This is a genomic window from Microbacterium sp. F51-2R, from assembly GCF_052180235.1.
GTDB lineage: Bacteria > Actinomycetota > Actinomycetes > Actinomycetales > Microbacteriaceae > Microbacterium.
Genome location: NZ_CP197470.1, coordinates 467,990 through 483,885 on the forward strand (window position 1 = coordinate 467,990; position 15,896 = coordinate 483,885).

16 protein-coding genes and 1 tRNA gene are annotated in these 15,896 nt (G+C 70.3%); 5 read left to right on the forward strand and 12 right to left on the reverse strand.

The genetic code is table 11. The annotated features are described in order from the left end of the window. Positions 1-27 precede the first annotated feature (27 nt). Entirely contained in the window at positions 28-2,190 is a 2,163-nt protein-coding gene (locus ACSBPH_RS02290; protein WP_442576000.1) for an ATP-dependent DNA helicase RecG, read from the reverse strand. Between the two features lie 107 nt (positions 2,191-2,297). Between ACSBPH_RS02290 and rsmD the strand changes: the two genes are divergently transcribed. Continuing rightward, positions 2,298-2,879 carry a 16S rRNA (guanine(966)-N(2))-methyltransferase RsmD gene (rsmD, locus tag ACSBPH_RS02295; RefSeq protein WP_442576001.1) on the forward strand — a complete coding sequence of 194 codons (582 nt, stop codon included), beginning with the start codon at positions 2,298-2,300 and terminating at the stop codon, positions 2,877-2,879. Here rsmD and thiL read toward each other — a convergent pair. Continuing rightward, the gene (gene thiL, locus ACSBPH_RS02300) at positions 2,849-3,838 is read right to left on the reverse strand and encodes a thiamine-phosphate kinase (protein ID WP_442576002.1); all 990 of its coding nucleotides are present in this window, start codon (positions 3,836-3,838) and stop codon (positions 2,849-2,851) included. The genes rsmD and thiL overlap by 31 nt on opposite strands. Positions 3,839-3,860: 22 nt before the next feature. Between thiL and ACSBPH_RS02305 the strand changes: the two genes are divergently transcribed. Further along, positions 3,861-4,355: a DUF3515 family protein gene (locus tag ACSBPH_RS02305; protein ID WP_442576003.1), complete on the forward strand. Its 495-nt coding sequence runs from the start codon at positions 3,861-3,863 to the stop codon at positions 4,353-4,355. A gap of 95 nt (positions 4,356-4,450) precedes the next feature. Here the strand turns inward: ACSBPH_RS02305 and ACSBPH_RS02310 are convergent, their stop codons facing one another. The 7 genes from ACSBPH_RS02310 to ACSBPH_RS02340 form a co-directional block, all read right to left on the reverse strand. After that, positions 4,451-5,542 carry a D-alanine--D-alanine ligase family protein gene (locus ACSBPH_RS02310; protein WP_442576004.1) on the reverse strand — a complete coding sequence of 364 codons (1,092 nt, stop codon included), beginning with the start codon at positions 5,540-5,542 and terminating at the stop codon, positions 4,451-4,453. Beyond that, a complete protein-coding gene (locus tag ACSBPH_RS02315; protein ID WP_442576005.1) occupies positions 5,442-6,575 on the reverse strand; it encodes an NAD(P)H-dependent glycerol-3-phosphate dehydrogenase in 1,134 nt (377 codons plus the stop codon). The genes ACSBPH_RS02310 and ACSBPH_RS02315 overlap by 101 nt, the downstream gene beginning before the upstream one ends. Continuing rightward, the gene (locus ACSBPH_RS02320) at positions 6,565-7,335 is read right to left on the reverse strand and encodes a lysophospholipid acyltransferase family protein (protein ID WP_442576006.1); all 771 of its coding nucleotides are present in this window, start codon (positions 7,333-7,335) and stop codon (positions 6,565-6,567) included. The genes ACSBPH_RS02315 and ACSBPH_RS02320 overlap by 11 nt, the downstream gene beginning before the upstream one ends. Positions 7,336-7,338: 3 nt before the next feature. Next, positions 7,339-8,709 (reverse strand): UDP-N-acetylglucosamine 1-carboxyvinyltransferase, encoded by a 1,371-nt coding sequence (murA, locus tag ACSBPH_RS02325; protein WP_442576007.1) that lies wholly within the window; start codon positions 8,707-8,709, stop codon positions 7,339-7,341. A gap of 83 nt (positions 8,710-8,792) precedes the next feature. Then, a complete protein-coding gene (gene leuD / locus ACSBPH_RS02330; protein WP_442576008.1) occupies positions 8,793-9,413 on the reverse strand; it encodes a 3-isopropylmalate dehydratase small subunit in 621 nt (206 codons plus the stop codon). 1 nt (position 9,414) lies between these two features. Further along, complete coding sequence (gene leuC / locus ACSBPH_RS02335) at positions 9,415-10,899, reverse strand: 3-isopropylmalate dehydratase large subunit (protein WP_442576009.1); 1,485 nt, start codon at positions 10,897-10,899, stop codon at positions 9,415-9,417. Between the two features lie 123 nt (positions 10,900-11,022). Continuing rightward, positions 11,023-12,060, reverse strand: coding sequence for a TerC family protein (locus ACSBPH_RS02340; RefSeq protein ID WP_442576010.1), 1,038 nt, complete (start codon positions 12,058-12,060; stop codon positions 11,023-11,025). Positions 12,061-12,324: 264 nt separating this feature from the next. Between ACSBPH_RS02340 and ACSBPH_RS02345 the strand changes: the two genes are divergently transcribed. Together ACSBPH_RS02345 and ACSBPH_RS02350 are read left to right on the forward strand one after the other, a co-directional pair. Continuing rightward, positions 12,325-12,879 (forward strand): RNA polymerase sigma factor, encoded by a 555-nt coding sequence (locus ACSBPH_RS02345; protein WP_442576011.1) that lies wholly within the window; start codon positions 12,325-12,327, stop codon positions 12,877-12,879. Continuing rightward, positions 12,876-14,066: a DUF4349 domain-containing protein gene (locus ACSBPH_RS02350; RefSeq protein ID WP_442576012.1), complete on the forward strand. Its 1,191-nt coding sequence runs from the start codon at positions 12,876-12,878 to the stop codon at positions 14,064-14,066. The genes ACSBPH_RS02345 and ACSBPH_RS02350 overlap by 4 nt, the downstream gene beginning before the upstream one ends. 12 nt (positions 14,067-14,078) lie before the next feature. Here ACSBPH_RS02350 and ACSBPH_RS02355 read toward each other — a convergent pair whose 3' ends face one another. Together ACSBPH_RS02355 and ACSBPH_RS02360 are read right to left on the reverse strand one after the other, a co-directional pair. Beyond that, positions 14,079-14,366 (reverse strand): hypothetical protein, encoded by a 288-nt coding sequence (locus ACSBPH_RS02355; RefSeq protein ID WP_442576013.1) that lies wholly within the window; start codon positions 14,364-14,366, stop codon positions 14,079-14,081. A gap of 342 nt (positions 14,367-14,708) precedes the next feature. Continuing rightward, a tRNA-Glu gene (locus tag ACSBPH_RS02360) sits at positions 14,709-14,784 on the reverse strand. Positions 14,785-14,890: 106 nt separating this feature from the next. Here ACSBPH_RS02360 and ACSBPH_RS02365 point away from each other — a divergent pair. Then, positions 14,891-15,529, forward strand: a complete 639-nt coding sequence (locus ACSBPH_RS02365) for an MBL fold metallo-hydrolase (RefSeq protein ID WP_442576014.1) — start codon at positions 14,891-14,893, stop codon at positions 15,527-15,529. Positions 15,530-15,603: 74 nt separating this feature from the next. Here the strand turns inward: ACSBPH_RS02365 and ACSBPH_RS02370 are convergent, their stop codons facing one another. Beyond that, positions 15,604-15,873, reverse strand: coding sequence for an HPr family phosphocarrier protein (locus ACSBPH_RS02370; RefSeq protein ID WP_442576015.1), 270 nt, complete (start codon positions 15,871-15,873; stop codon positions 15,604-15,606). Positions 15,874-15,896 lie beyond the last annotated feature (23 nt).

A 15,896-nucleotide genomic window follows, 5' to 3' on the forward strand; every position in this document is an offset into this window, starting at 1 on the left:
TATCCAGGCGGACGGATGCCTCGCCCCTCACGACTTCGCCAGGGCGGCGCGCTCCTGCATGCCGACGCGCCGTTCGATGGCGGCAGCCAGTCCCGCGTGCTGCAGGAGCGCCGGGTCGTCTTCGAGGATCTTCTCGGCCGCGATGCGGGCCTCGGCGATGAGATCGGCGTCCTTGACGACGCGGAGCAGACGCAGCGACGAGCGCGCGCCCGACTGCGCATCGCCCAGCACGTCGCCCTCGCCGCGCAGCTCGAGATCGACCTCGGCGAGGGCGAAGCCGTCGAGGGTCGCGGCGACGGCGTCGACGCGCGCCCGCGCCGCCGACCCGGCGGCGGCCTCGGTCACGAGCAGGCACAGGCCCGGCACTCCCCCGCGGCCCACCCGGCCACGCAGCTGGTGCAGCTGCGAGACGCCGAAGCGGTCGGCCTCGAGGATCGCCATCGTCGAGGCGTTGGGCACGTCGACGCCGACCTCGACGACCGTCGTCGCGACGAGCACGTCGATGTCGCCGCGGGCGAAGGCCTGCATGACGGCATCCTTCTCGTCCGAGGGCATGCGGCCGTGGAGGATCTCGACACGGATGTCGCCGAATGCCGGATGCCGCGACAAGAGGTCGGCCGCCTGCACGACGCCCCAGCGGGTGCGGCTCGGCTCGTCGGCACCGTCGTCGACGGGTTCGTCGGCGGTGTCGTCCTTGGTCGCCGCTTCGGCGTCGATCGCCGCGCAGACGACGAACGCCTGACGCCCCTGGGCGACCTCTTCGGCGATCCGCTCCCAGACGCGGGCGAACCAGCCCGGCTTCTCGGCGAGCGGCGCGACGAACGTCTCGATCCCGGCGCGTCCGGCGGGCATGCTGCGGATCGTCGAGACATCGAGGTCGCCGAACACCGTCATCGCCACGGTGCGCGGGATCGGCGTCGCGGTGAGCACGAGCGCATGGGGCGAGGAGCCCTTGGCGCGCAGCGACTCCCGCTGCTCCACGCCGAACCGGTGCTGCTCGTCGACGACGACGAGGCCGAGGTCGGCGAAGGTGGTGGATTCGCTCAGCAGCGCGTGCGTGCCGACGACGATGCGCGCCTGCCCCGAGGCGACCCGCAGCGCGGCCTTCCGGCGCTCGGCGGCCGTGAGCTGTCCTGTGAGCAGAGTGGGCATGAGCTCGGGCGCGAGGTCGGGTCCGAGCATCCGTGCGATGGAGCGCACGTGCTGGGCGGCGAGCACCTCGGTGGGAGCGATGAGCGCGGACTGCCCGCCGCTCTCGGCCACCTGCAGCATCGCGCGGAGGGCGACGAGGGTCTTCCCCGACCCGACCTCGCCCTGCACGAGCCGGTTCATGGGCCAATCGCCCTCGAGGTCGTGCTCGATCTGCGCGCCGACGCTGATCTGGTCGGCGGTGCGGGGGAAGGGCAGGCGGGCGTCGAAGTCCTCGAGGAGGCGTCCCGGGGATCGCTTGGTCGCCGAAAGTGCGCGGACGAACTGCCGCTGTTGCAGGAGCGCCGCCTGCAGCACGAACGCCTCGTGCCAGCGCAGAGTCTCCCGCGCCTGCTCGATCTGGTCTTCGAAGTCGGGACGGTGGATGCGCTCGATCGCCGAGCGGGCCTCGAGGAGTCCGTGCCGTTCGCGCAGATCGTGCGGAAGCGGGTCGGGCACCTCCCCGAGACCGTCCAGCACGAGGTCGATGATCTTCTTGAACTGCCAACTGGCCACCGACGCCGTCGCCGGATAGATCGGGATGGGCAGATTCGCGTACGCCTGAGCGTTCTGGCGCGCCGTGTCTTCGTCTTCGAACAGCTCGTAGTCGGGATGCGCGAGCTGCTTGGTGCCGCGATACTCGCCGACCTTGCCCGCGAAGATCCCCCGCCTCCCGGGGTGGAGGTCTTTGATGCGCCAGGACTGGTTGAAGAAGGTGAGGGACAGATCGCCGCGACCGTCGCTGATGACGACCTCGAGGAGGCTCCCCTTGCGGTTCTGCATGCGGCGCTCGCTCGCCCGCTTGACCTCGGCGACGATCGTGACAGGCTCGCCGATCGGGAGCGACGAGATCGGCGTGAGCTCGCCGCGGCGCGCGTAGCGCCTCGGGTAGTGCGCCACGAGGTCGCCGACGGTCTTCATGCCGAAGGCGCGCTCGAGCGCGATCGCGGTCTTGCCCCCGACGGCGCCGTCGAGGCGCGACTCGAGGGTGAAGGACGGCATGCGACCGAGTCTAGATTCCTCCGCCGACGCGGGCGGGCCGGAGCGCATGCCGTGGGCACCGCACCGCTTCGGTCGCTCTGCCGCCCGCCGACGATATCGTGGCACGGGTGACCCGCATCATCGCCGGAGGCGCCGGCGGAACGAGCCTCGACGTCCCCGATCGGGGCACCCGCCCCACGAGCGACCGCGTGCGCGAGTCGCTCTTCGGAGCCCTCGAGTCGGCCGACGCGATCGCCGGCGCGCGGGTCGTCGATCTCTACGCGGGATCGGGCGCGCTCGGACTCGAGGCCGCGAGCCGGGGCGCGGCATCCGTCGACCTCGTCGAACGTGCCGCCCCGGCCGCGACCGTCGTGCAGCGCAATGCCGGACGCGTCGCGAAGGCGATGGGGCGTCCGACGCCGATCCACGTGCACCGCTCCGCCGTCACGGTCTACCTCGCGCGGGCCGCGGGGCCGTTCGATCTCGCGTTCCTCGACCCGCCCTACGACCTCTCCGACGGCGAGCTCACCGCCGACCTCACGGCGCTGCGGCCACTCCTGTCGCCGCACGCGCTGGTCGTCGTGGAGCGGGGGCGCCGCTCACCCGCGCCCGAGTGGGCGTCGGCAGGGCTCGAGGCCGTGCGCGATCGCGGGTACGGCGACACGACCCTCTGGTGGGGTCAGCCTCTCCCCGAGTCCCAGTCGCGGTAGGGGTCCCAGCCGCCGTGCGCCGGCGGCTGCTCCTCGCCGACGAGCACGGGATCGCTCCCCCGCGCCGCGACGCGCCCGATGGCGCGGAACCCGTCCGGGAGGGGCGTGTCTGCGGGGAACGTCGCGAGGAGGCCGTGGTCCTCTCCGCCGCTGAGCGCCGGCTCGCCTCCCACGGCCGCAGGGGCGAGGACGATGGTGACACCGGATGCCGTGGCCATCCGCCTCGCGTCGAGCACGAGTCCGTCCGACACGTCCATGAGCGCCGTCGCGCCGGCGTCGGCCGCGATCGGGCCCAGCGCGGTGGGCGGCGTGGGACGCAGCTGCGCGGCGAGGGCGTGGGCCTCGGCGGGCGAGAGGACCGCGGGGTCGACGGGGAGCGGCGAGCCCGCGGCATCCGTGAATCGCGAGAAGAGCACCGCGAGGCCGCGCGCCGCGCGCCCGAGATCGCCCGCGATCGCCACGACGTCGCCGGCGCGGGCCCCCGAGCGCAGCACCGGCTCGCGGCCGTCGAGCGAGCCGAGGGCCGTCACGGCGATCGTCAGCGTGTCGGAGACCGTGAGGTCGCCGCCCTCGACGACGCAGCCCGGTGCGAGCGCGTCGCATGCCGCGCGGAGCCCGTCGGCGAGCCCGCGGACGAACGAGATCCTCGTGTCGTCGGGCATGGCGAGGGCGACCAGGAGCGCGGTCGGCCGTGCGCCCATCGCGGCGATGTCGGCGAGGTTCACCGCGGCGGATTTCCAGCCGAGGTCGAACGCCGATGACCAGGCCAGGCGGAAGTCGGGGCCGTGCACGAGGGTGTCGGTCGTGACGACGACGCGTCCGTCGGGCGCGGCCAGCACGGCGGCGTCATCGCCCGGCCCGACGGGTGCCGTCGACGGGGCGAGTCGCGAGAGGATGCCGCGCAGGATCTCGCCCTCGGAGAGGTCGCCGACGCGGGGGTCGTCGGACGATGCGCTCACCGTCCCAGGCTAGCCTGGAAGGATGATCCGGATCCGTCGAGCCCTCGCGGCCGCCCTCGTCGTCGCGGGCGCGATCGGGCTCGCCGGCTGCAGCAGCGCCGTGTCGCTGAGCGCGGCGCCGGATGCGAACGACCCGCGCTGCGCCGACGTCACGGTGCGGCTCCCGTCGAGCGTCGACGGCCAGCAGCGGCGGTGGACGGATGCCCAGGCCACGGGCGCGTGGGGAGACCCGGCCGCCGTCCTGCTGACGTGCGGCGTCGAGTCCCCCGGCCCGTCGACGCTCCGCTGCATCACGGTCGGCGGTGTCGACTGGCTCGTCGACGAGTCGGAGTCGCCGCGCTTCCGGCTCACGACCTATGGCCGTACGCCGGCGGTCGAGCTCTACGTCGACAACGCCATCGTCTCCCCCAACAACGTGCTGGAAGACCTGCGCAACGCCGTCTCGCAGCTTCCGAAGAGCACCGAGTGCACGGCGCCCGAGGCCCCGCTCGACGAGCAGGACACGACGTCGGGCTGACCAGACCCCGACGGCCCGATCACCGCAGGACGGGCGGATCGGACCCCGACGGCCCGATCACCGCAAGTCCGGTGGGTCGGGCCGCGCCCGGCTGATCAGGCCGCGCGCTCGAGGGCCGTGTCGACGAGCTCCGAGATGAGCTCGGGGTACGTCATGCCCGACGCGAGCCAGCACTTCGGGAACATCGAGATCGGGGTGAACCCGGGCATCGTGTTGAGCTCGTTGACGTACAGACCGTCTTCGGCGAGGAAGAAGTCCACGCGCGCGAGACCACGGCCGCCGACGGCTTCGAATGCCTGGATGCCGAGCTCCTGGATCGCCCGGACGTCGTCGTCGGCGAGGTCGGCGGGGCACACGACCTCGGCGCCGTCTCCGCCGAGGTACTTGCCCTCGAAGTCGTAGAACTCGCGCGTCGTCAGGACGATCTCGCCGGGGAGGGAGGCCCGCGTCGCACCGTCGCCGCGGCCTTCGAGCACGGCCACCTCGATCTCGCGGCCGATGATCGCCGACTCGATGAGCACCTTGTCGTCCTCGGCGAAGGCGGCCTCGAGCGCCGCGTCGAGCTCGGAGGGATCGTGGACCTTCGAGACGCCGACGCTCGAGCCTGCCCGAGCCGGCTTGACGAAGACGGGCTCGCCGAGGGACGAGGCATCCGCCCGCACTCCCTCCGGATCGGCCGCCCAGCGGGCCCGCGTGACGGTGACCCACGGCGAGACCCGTACGCCCGAGGCCTGCAAGACGATCTTCATGAAGTGCTTGTCCATGCACAGCGCCGAGTCGAGCACACCGCCGCCCGCGTAGGGGATGGCGAGGGTGTCGAAGAAGCCCTGCACCGTGCCGTCCTCGCCGTGGAGGCCGTGCAGGATCGGCAGGACGACGTCGACGGAGCCCAGCTCCTCGACACGACCGTCGGCGCGCCGCACGCGCAGCGTGCGGTCGGAGCCGCCCTCGGGCCACATGATCCGCGTGCCGTTGTCGACGACCTCGGGCAGCTTCGTCGCGTCGAGCGCGAACTTGCCGGGAGCGTCGTCTTCGAGGACGAAGACGCCGTCGCGCGTGATCCCGACGGGGATCACGCGGTACCGGTCACGGTTGATCGCGCGGAGGACGCCTCCCGCTGTTGCGGAGCTGATCGAGTGTTCGCTGGAGCGACCTCCAAAGAGCACCACCACCGCCGGCTGTTCCATTCTGCGTCCTCTCGCCCTTCGGCTCGTCGTCATCGGTCGTCAGGTGGGGCGCGATCTCGCGCGGGTTCATCGTGCCGTCGAGCACGCGCTTGACCTGCTCGACGATGGGCATCTCGATGCCCGCTTGTCTCGCCAGCTGCAGCACCGGCGCGACGGAGGCGAGGCCTTCCGCCGTCTGGTTCATCTGCTTCACGACGTCCTGGAAGGAGTACCCCTGGCCGAGCAGACGCCCCGCCGTGTTGTTGCGGCTGAGCGGGGACTGGCACGTCGCGATGAGGTCGCCGAGCCCCGCCAGGCCCTGCAGCGTCTCGGGCTGCGCGCCCTGCGCCACCGCGAAGTCGGTCATCTCGACGAGGCCGCGCGTGATGATCGAGGCCTTCGTGTTCTCGCCGTAGCCGACGCCGTCGACGATGCCGATCGCGACGGCGATGAGATTCTTGAGAACGCCGCCGAACTCCGTGCCGATGACGTCGGTGTTGACGAAAGACCGGAAGTAGCGGTTGCGCGCGCGGCGCGCGACGGCGTCGGCCGTCTCCTGGCTCGTCGAGGCGATGACGGCAGCCGTGGGCTGCTCGCGCGCGATCTCGAGGGCGAGGTTGGGTCCGGATGCCACGGCGATGCGTGCCGGGTCGCAGTCGAGCTCCTGCTGGATGACCTGGCTCATGCGCAGGCCCGTGCGCTTCTCGACGCCCTTCATGAGCGAGACGATCGGCACGTCGGTCTTGGACACGAGCGGGCGCACGGCCTTGAGGTTCTCGCGCAGCGTCTGGCTCGGCACCGAGAGGTAGATCTGGTCGGCGTTCTCGAGCGCCTCGGAGAGGTGGTGGGTCGCCGACATCTCTCGGGGGAGGTTGATGCCGGGGAGGTAGCGGCTGTTGCGCTTGGCCTCTTCGATCTCGTGGGCGAGCTCGGCCCGCCGCGCCCACATCGTCACGTTGGCCCCGCCGTCGGCGAGGACCTTGCCGAACGTGGTTCCCCAGCTGCCCGCGCCGATCACGGCCACGCGCGGGAGCGACTCCTGCCTACGGCTCAAGGCGCCCCGTCTCCTTCTGGCCGTGGTCGGCCGGATTCCAGCGTTCCGCGGGCGCCGGCTCGTTGCGGATGCCGGCGAGGAGCTCGGCGACCTCGGCCATCACGACGTCGGTCGCCGCGACGAGGGCGGCGGGCTGCGTGCCGGTCGAGCGGAAGGCCGACAGGTCGACGGGCGTGCCGATGACGACCTTCACGGGGCGTCGGAGCGGCCACAGCTTGAGCTTGCCGTAGCGCGGAAGCACCGCCTGGCAGCCCCACTGGGCCATCGGGATGAGGGGGATGTCGCCGGCCAGGGCGAGACGGACGGCGCCTGTCTTGCCGCGCATGGGCCACATGCCCGGGTCGCGCGTGAGCGTGCCCTCGGGGTAGACGATGACGCCGCGGCCGTGCCGCACGAGCGTCTCGGAGGTCTCCAGCGTCTGGCGCGCAGACGCGGCGGAGGACGATCGTGCGACGGGCACCATGCCTGTGGCGCGCAGGATCCAGCCCAGGACCGGCACGCGGAAGAGCGATTCCTTGGCCATGAAGCGCGGCGCCCTGCCGGCCTTCCACACCGCCAGTGCGACCGCGAGCGGGTCGGACTCGGAGTAGTGGTTGGGCGCGAGCACGTAGGCGCCCTCCCGAGGGAGGTTCTCGGCGCCCTCGATCTCGAGCTTGAACAGGAGCGCGATGAGCGGCGCGACGACCGCGGCCAGGGGCCAGAAGACGCTCGGCCGCGTCTTCTCGGTCGACGCCCGCGGCCGCCGCGAGGTGGCTGCCATGGATTACTCGATGACGTCGAAGTCGGCGCCGAGGGCGTCGAGCTTCGCGAACAGCTTCTCGTAGCCGCGCAGGATGATGCCGACGTTGCGGACCGTGGACTCCCCCTCCGCCGCGAGGGCGGCGATGAGGTAGCTGTAGCCGCCGCGGAGGTCGGGCACGACGACGTCGGCGCCGCGCAGCGGCGTCGGGCCGTTGATGACGGCGGCCTGCTCGAGCTCACGACGAGGGACGCGACGCCCCTCCTGCGCGAGGCCGTGCGGGTGCACCACGATGTCGGCGCCCATCTGGACGAGCGCCTTCGTGAAGCCGAGGCGGTTCTCATACACCGTCTCGTGCACGACCGATTCGCCCTGGGCCTGCGTGAGGGCGACGATGAGGGGCTGCTGCCAGTCGGTCATGAAGCCGGGGTGCACGTCGGTCTCGACCATGACGGGCTTGAGTGCGCCCTCGCGGCGGAACTGGATGCCGTCCTCGTGGATCTCGAACCAGCCGCCCGCCTTGCGGAAGACGTTGAGGAAGGTCAGCATCTCCTGCTGCTTGGCGCCGCCGACGAAGATGTCGCCGTCGGTCGCGAGAGCCGCACAGGCCCACGAAGCGGCCTCATTGCGGTCGAAGATGCACCGGTGGTCGTACCCGCGGAGCGAATCGACGCCCTCGATGAGGATCACCCGGTTCGGCTCGTACGAGATGATGGCGCCCATCTTCTGCAGCACGGCGATGAGATCCATGATCTCGGGCTCGATCGCGGCGTTGCGCAGCTCCGTCGTGCCCTTCGCGCGGACGGCGGTGAGGAGCACCTGCTCCGTGGCGCCGACGCTCGGGTACGGCAGCTCGATGTTCGCGCCGTGAAGACCGTCGGGAGCCGAGAGGCGGATGCCGCTCGGAAGCTTCTCGACGACGGCGCCGAAGTTGCGCAGCGCGTCGAGGTGGAAGTTGATCGGGCGATCCCCGATGCGGCACCCGCCGAGGTCGGGGATGAACGCCTGTCCGAGCAGGTGCAGCAGCGGCCCGCAGAACAGGATCGGGATGCGGGATGCCCCGGCATGCGCGTCGATCTCTTCGAAGTGCGCCGACACGGCGCCGCTCGGGTCGAGGTGCAGGACCCCGTCTTCGTCGCCGTCGTCGACGCGGACACCGTGGACCTCGAGGAGCGAGCGCACGACCTTGACATCGCTGATGTCGGGTACGTCGCGCAGCGTGCTCGTGGTCTCACCCAGCAGGGCCGCGACCATCGCCTTGGTGGCGAGGTTCTTCGCGCCCTTGACCTCGACGCGTCCCGTGAGCGGCCGTCCGCCGCGGATCGTGATCGTGTCTCCGGACAGTTCGCTGTCTCCCGTCGTGGGCCCCGCGGCATCGCTGAGAAGTGTCTTCATCCGGTGGGACCTCACTTGATTGGTGATCGGTGACGCGGGCCGCCCTGGTGGGGCGCCGACGCTCATTTGGAGAACACCTCAGCTTACGGAATGGGAAGCGTACGAGGGCGCCACGCCTCGCGACGGGCCTCGAACTCGGCGATCCTGTCTGCGCTTCTCAGCGTGAGTCCGATGTCGTCGAGGCCTTCGACGAGGCGCCACCTAGTGTAATCGTCGATCTCGAAAGCAACCTGGAGGTGCTGATCCGCGCTCGTCGAAGGGTCGCCGATCGTCGCGGTGCGGGCCTCGAGGTCGACCGTCATCGGAGTTCCCGGCGCGGCGTCGATGGCCGCCCAGATCGCTTCGAGGTCGCCCTCCGACACGACTCCCGTGACGAGCCCCTGCTTGCCGGAGTTACCGCGGAAGATGTCGGCGAACTTGGTGCTCAGCACGACCTTGAAGCCGAAGTCGCGCAGCGCCCAGACCGCGTGCTCACGGCTGGAGCCCGTGCCGAAGTCCGGTCCGGCGACGAGGATCGAGGCGCCCGCGAAGGCCGGCTGATTCAGCACGAACTCCGGGTCCTGCCGCCAGTTGGCGAACAGCGCGTCGTCGAAGCCCGTCTTGGTGACGCGCTTGAGGTACACCGCGGGGATGATCTGGTCGGTGTCGACGGCCGAGCGCTTCAGCGGCGCCGCGACGCCCGTGTGGGTCGTGAACTTCTCCATGTCAGGCCTCCACTCCGGTCGATGCGGTCGCCGGCTCGCCGAGCGGCTGCAGGTCGCTGGGGCTCGACAGCGTCCCCCGCACGGCGGTGGCCGCCGCGACGAGCGGCGAGACGAGGTGCGTGCGACCACCCTTGCCCTGGCGTCCTTCGAAGTTGCGGTTGGATGTCGAGGCGCACCGCTCACCGGGCGCGAGCTGGTCGGGGTTCATGCCGAGGCACATCGAGCAGCCGGCGAAGCGCCATTCGGCGCCGAACTCCTCGAACACCTTGTCGAGACCCTCTGCCTCGGCCTCGAGGCGCACGCGCGCAGAACCCGGGACCACCATGACGCGGACGTTCGGCGCCTTCGTGCGACCCTTCACGATCGACGCGAAGGCGCGGAGGTCTTCGATGCGACTGTTGGTGCAGGAGCCCATGAACACCGCGTCGACGGGGACCTCCTTGAGCGGAGTGCCCGCCTCGAGGTCCATGTACTCGAGGGCCCGCTCGGCGGCGGCCCGCTCGTTCGGGTCGGCGAAGGACTCGGGCGAGGGCACGACATCGCTGAGCGAGACACCCTGTCCGGGGTTCGTCCCCCACGTGACGAACGGCTCCAGCTCGTCGGCGTCGAGGAACACCTCGGCGTCGTAGACCGCGCCCTCGTCGCTCGGGAGCGTCTGCCAATACGCGACGGCGTCGTCCCAGTCCTGCCCCTTCGGGGCGTGGGGGCGGCCCTCGAGGTACGCGAAGGTCGTCTCGTCGGGCGCGACCATGCCGGCGCGGGCGCCGGCCTCGATCGACATGTTGCAGATCGTCATCCGGCCCTCCATCGAGAGGGAGCGGATCGCGGAGCCGCGGTATTCGAGCACGTAGCCCTGACCGCCGTTGGTGCCGATCTTCGCGATGACCGCGAGGATGATGTCCTTCGCCGTCACACCGGGCTTCAGCTCGCCCTCGACCGTGATCGCCATCGTCTTGAAGGGCTTCAGCGGCAGGGTCTGCGTCGCGAGGACGTGCTCGACCTCGCTCGTGCCGATGCCGAACGCCATCGCGCCGAAGGCGCCGTGCGTCGAGGTGTGCGAGTCGCCGCACACCACCGTGATGCCGGGCATCGTGAGGCCGAGCTGCGGCCCGACGACGTGCACGATCCCCTGCTCCTTGTCGCCGAGCGAATGCAGGCGCACGCCGAACTCCTCGGCGTTGCGACGCAGCGTCTCGATCTGCGTGCGGCTGGTGAGGTCGGCGATCGGCTTGTCGATGTCGAGCGTCGGGGTGTTGTGGTCCTCGGTCGCGATCGTCAGATCGAGGCGGCGGACCGGACGACCTTCGGCGCGCAGGCCGTCGAAGGCCTGCGGACTCGTGACCTCGTGCACGAGGTGCAGGTCGATGTAGATGAGGTCGGGCTCGCCGTTCTCGCCTTTGACCACGAGGTGGTCGTCCCAGACCTTCTCCGCGAGCGTGCGCGGGCGATCCGGGATGCCGAAGCCGTCGGTAACAGGGGTGCTCATTGCTCTGTCGTTCTCCTCGTAGGGGGGATCAAGCCCGCAACGGACTCCGCGACGAGGAGGGGCTCAGAACGAGATCTCGCCGCGGCCGCTAAGGAGAAGGCGAGCGATCCGCACCCGGTCAGACTACCACCGGCCGTCGGGCGGGCGATCCGTCGCGGACGCGGCATCCGTCCCCAGCGCCTTCTGCTCGCGACGCGACGACACCACGCTCGCGATCGTGGCGACCGCCATCGCCGCGATGATGACGACGAGCGACATCCAGGTGCTGATCTCGGGCGCCCAGTCGACCGGCTCGCCGTTGTTGATGAAGGGCAGCTCGTTGACGTGGAGGGCGTGGAAGACGAGCTTCACGCCGATGAAGGCGAGGATGAACGCGATCCCGTAATGCAGGTACTTGAGGCGATCCAGCAGGCCTCCGAGCAGGAAGTACAGCTGGCGCAGCCCCATGAGGGCGAAGAGGTTCGCCGTGAAGACGATGAACGGGCTCTGCGTGATTCCGAAGATCGCCGGGATCGAGTCGATCGCGAAGAGCAGATCCGTGAATCCGATGGCGAGGAACACCAGGATCATCGGCGTGAAGATCTTCTTGCCCGCCACGACGGTGCGCAGCTTCGCGCCGTCATAGCCGTCGCTGATCTCGACGAAGCGGCGGGTGAAGCGCACGATCCCCGCCTCGGCCTGCGCGTCGTCCTCGTGCTTGCTCGGGAACGCCTGCCGCCACGCGGTGAAGACGAGGAACGCGCCGAAGAGGTAGAAGATCCAGCTGAAGCTCTCGATGAGCGCGGCGCCCAGCATGATGAAGATCGCCCGCAGGATGAGCGCGATGATGATGCCGACCATCAGCACCTCCTGCTGATACCGCCGCGGCACCGAGAACTGCGCCATGATCAGCACGAAGACGAAGAGGTTGTCGATCGAGAGGCTGTACTCGGTCAGCCAGCCCGCGACGAACTGCCCCATCGCGTCGGTGCTTCCCGTGACCCAGAGGAGCACGACCGCGAAAGCCAGCGCGAGGGCGACGTAGAAGACGACCCACAGCGTCGCCTCCTTCATCGAGGGGATGTGCGGGCGCCGGAGGATGATCAGCAGATCGGCCACGAGGATCAGAGTCAGCACCACGAGGGCTCCGACTTCGAACCAGACAGGGATCTCGAAGGTCATGAGGGCCTTTCAGAGGGGGTCGCCAGGGGCCGAAAGTCTCTCCCCCGCATGTGCGGCGCGCGCCCGGAGCTGCGCACAGGGGAGCTCGTGATGACGGACGCGCGAGGTGGGATACTCCCTCTCGCTCGAACAGGATACAGCCGCCCGCGGACCGCTCCGCCCGTCGGCGACGGATGCCTCGGCCCCGCGTGAGACGAATGACTCCCTCGCGACACATCCCTGGTGAGAGACAATGAGGCGCTGGCCTCACCGGACGGACGGTGCATGACCGAGATCGATGGGACGGACGCCGCGCTCGTGCGCGCGGCCGCGGACGGCAGTGAACACGCCTTCCGCGCGCTGTATCGCGCCTACGTGCGGCCGGTCTACTGGATCGCGCACGGACTCGTCGGCGACACCGCCGACGCGGAGGACGTGACCCAGGAGACGTTCTTCGCGGCGTGGCGGAAGCTGCGCGGCTTCGAGCTCGCGGGCGACTCGCTCCTGCCGTGGCTCGCGACGATCTGCCGGCTGCAGGCGGCCAACCGCATCCGTCGTCAGCGGCGCGACCGCGATCGCACCGCGGGCCAGGTCGATGACACGCTGCCTTCGACCGTCGACGTCGAGAAGCAGGTGATCGACGGCGATCTCGCCGAGCGGATCCTGCGCGAGGTGGAGGGGCTCAGCCCCCTCGACCAGGACATCTTCCGACTGTGCGCCGCCGAGGGCTACGCCTATCAGGCGGCAGCCGACGAGCTCGGCGTCGCGCACGGGGTCGTCCGCAATCGTCTCTCCCGCATCCGCACGCGACTGCGGACCACCGTCGAGGAGAGCTCATGAACACGTCGAGCAACGAGACATCCGTCCCCGAACCGGCTCTGCCGGAACTGTCCGACGCCCGCATCGCCGAGATCGAGGACTCGCTGTTCACCGACATCGCGAGCGACCGTCGGGCCCGACGGGCGCGGCGCGGGCGCTGGTGGGCGGGCGGAGCCGCGGCCGCGGCGGTCGTGCTCGTCGCCGCTATCGCGGCGCCCATGATCGTGCCGATCGTCTCGGGCTCGGGCGGTGCGACGGGATCATCCGGATCGTCGGTCTCGGACGAGGCGGGCTCGGCGCCCGTCGCGCCGGACGCGCTCCCGGGCGCCGGGACCGATTCGAGCACGGCAGGCGGCGCCCGCGACACCGGCGCGGCCGAGTCGAGCGGACTGTCGGTCGCCGATCCTTCGGCCGGTCGCGACATCATCACGACGGCCTCCGCGACGGTCGTCGTCGACGATGTGCGCGCATCCACCGCCAAGGTGGCCGCCGCGGCCGAAGCCGCCGGCGGATACGTCGAGTCGATGAGCATCGGTCAGAACGGCCAGGTGATGCCGATCGACCCGGGCATCTCCACCGACTCGGTGTATCCGTACCCGTATCCGACGATCGACGGCGCGTGGATCACGGTGCGGGTGCCTTCCGAAAAGCTCGCGGCGACGATGGACGACCTCTCGGGGCTCGGCGAGGTCACGGCATCGTCGGTCAATCGTCAGGACGTCACTCAGCAGACGATCGACCTGAAGGCGCGCATCGATGCGACGCAGGCCTCCGTCGACCGGCTGACGCAGCTCATGGCCCAGGCGGCGGACGTGTCGGACCTCATCGCGGCCGAGACCGCGCTGTCGGACCGTCAGGCCACGCTCGAGTCGTACCAGCAGCAGCTGGAGTCGCTCGACAGCCAGGTGGAGATGTCGTCGCTGACCGTCACGCTCTCCCCCGTGGCGGAACCGGTGGAGGCCGACCCGGCCGGGTTCGGCGATGGACTGGCCGCGGGGTGGAACGCGCTCGTGGCGACGCTCAACGGCATCGTCATCGCCCTCGGCTTCCTGCTGCCGTGGATCGTGCTCGCCGCCGTCATCGGCGCCATCGCCTGGGGCGTCGTGCGGCTCGTCAGGAGGCGCCGGGCGCAGCGCCGCACGCGGGAGCATGAGGGGGGAGACGCGCGGGAGCGTGAGGAGTCGCCGGTCGGTGACGACCGCGGCTGAGCCGGGCTGCGATCAGGGACCCTCGAGGATCGCGCACCGGCGTTCGATCTCCACCGAGGCCTCCCTCGCCCCGGAGAGGTGCTCGATCGGCGAGTCGACGACCTCGACGGCGGCGAGCATCGAGCCGGAGCCGAGGCCCAGAGCGAGCCAGGAGTTGGCAGCGACACCGTCGACGAGCGCCGGAAAGCGCACGATATCGGCGCGCCCGTACCGGGTGAGCACCTGGGCGTAGTGCAGCACCGCGTCGGCGACCTCATCCGTCGTGAGGAACTTGCTCCCGCTGATGAGCAGATCTCTCATCGCACCACCCCGCTCCGCATCCGGACGCACGCTGCCCGTCGTTTCGATTCCCCGTTCCTCCAGCCTGTCGAGCGCGGGCCGATCGGCAGAGTGGGTTGACCGTTCGGAAGGCGGCTGATACCACGGGGGCCCGCTCGCGAACAGAAGAGCCGGCCCGAAGGACCGGCTCTTCTCGTTGTTGGTGACCCCAGCGGGATTCGGCCACCTCGCCTCATCCACGAATAGCTGACGCGATTCGCGGAGCCTCTGGCGAGGCGGGACGGCGCGCGGGCGGCTTCTAAGAGACCACCGGTGCCGCGAACAGCAGAAAAGCCGGTCCTGGCGGACCGGCTTTTCTGCTGTTGGTGACCCCAGCGGGATTCGAACCCGCGTTACCGCCGTGAGAGGGCGGCGTACTAGGCCGCTATACGATGGGGCCGTAGGCAACCGTTCAAGTATGCCATGGCCCACGCGAGCCGATCAAATCGAGGCGGGACTTGGCAAGGGCCTTGCCCGAGCGGCCTGCGCGCGGCTTGACTCGGGGCATGCGAGTGACCAAGTTCGAGCACGCCGCCCTCACCGTCGAGAACGAGGGCAGCAAGCTCATCATCGATCCGGGATCGTTCACCCTCCCCCTCAGCGACCTCAACACGACCGTGGCGGTCGTGATCACGCACGAGCACCCCGACCACTGGACCGCTGATCACCTCGACCAGATCCTGAAGTACGCCCCGGGCATCCCCATCTACGGCCCCGAAGGGGTCGCGAAGGCGGCCGGCGGCTACGACATCACGGTCGTCCAGCCGGGCGATACGGTCACCGTCGAGGATTTCACCCTGAGGTTCTTCGGCGGCGAGCACGCCGTGATCCACGAGACCATCCCTGTCGTCGACAACATCGGCGTGCTCGTCAACGACGCGTTCTACTACCCGGGCGACTCCTACGCCGTGCCGAAGGGGGTCGAGGTCAAGCTCCTCGCGGCACCCGTCGGAGCACCGTGGCTCAAGATCGGCGAGGCGATGGACTTCGTCCTCGCGGTCAAGCCCCGGCGCGCCTTCGGCACGCACGACATGACCCTCTCGGTCATCGGCCGCGACATGGGCAGGGCGCGCCTCAAGTGGGCGGTCGAGCAGGACGGCGGAGAGTTCCTGGCGCTGGATCCGGGCGAATCCGCAGACATCTGACCCAAAGACGGCATCTGACCCCAGAGACGACGGATGCCGCGGACCGGTCGGTCCGCGGCATCCGTCTGTCGTCTCTACTCGGCGTCGAGATCCGTCTCGAGCAGCCCGACGAGCTCGTCGAGCGCCTGGTCAGCGCCCTCGCCCTCGGCCTTGAGGGTCACGACCGTGCCCTTCGAGGCGCCGAGCCCCATGAGCGAGAGGATGCTGCCCGCGTTGAGGTCGGGGCCGCCGTCGACGGCGATCGTGACGGGGACCGGCTTCTGCTGGACTGCCTGTACGAAGAGCTTGGCGGGGCGGGCGTGAAGGCCCGAGCTGCTCGCGATGGTGGCCTGACGTTCTGGCATTGCTGCTCCTGTTCTCTGTGTCG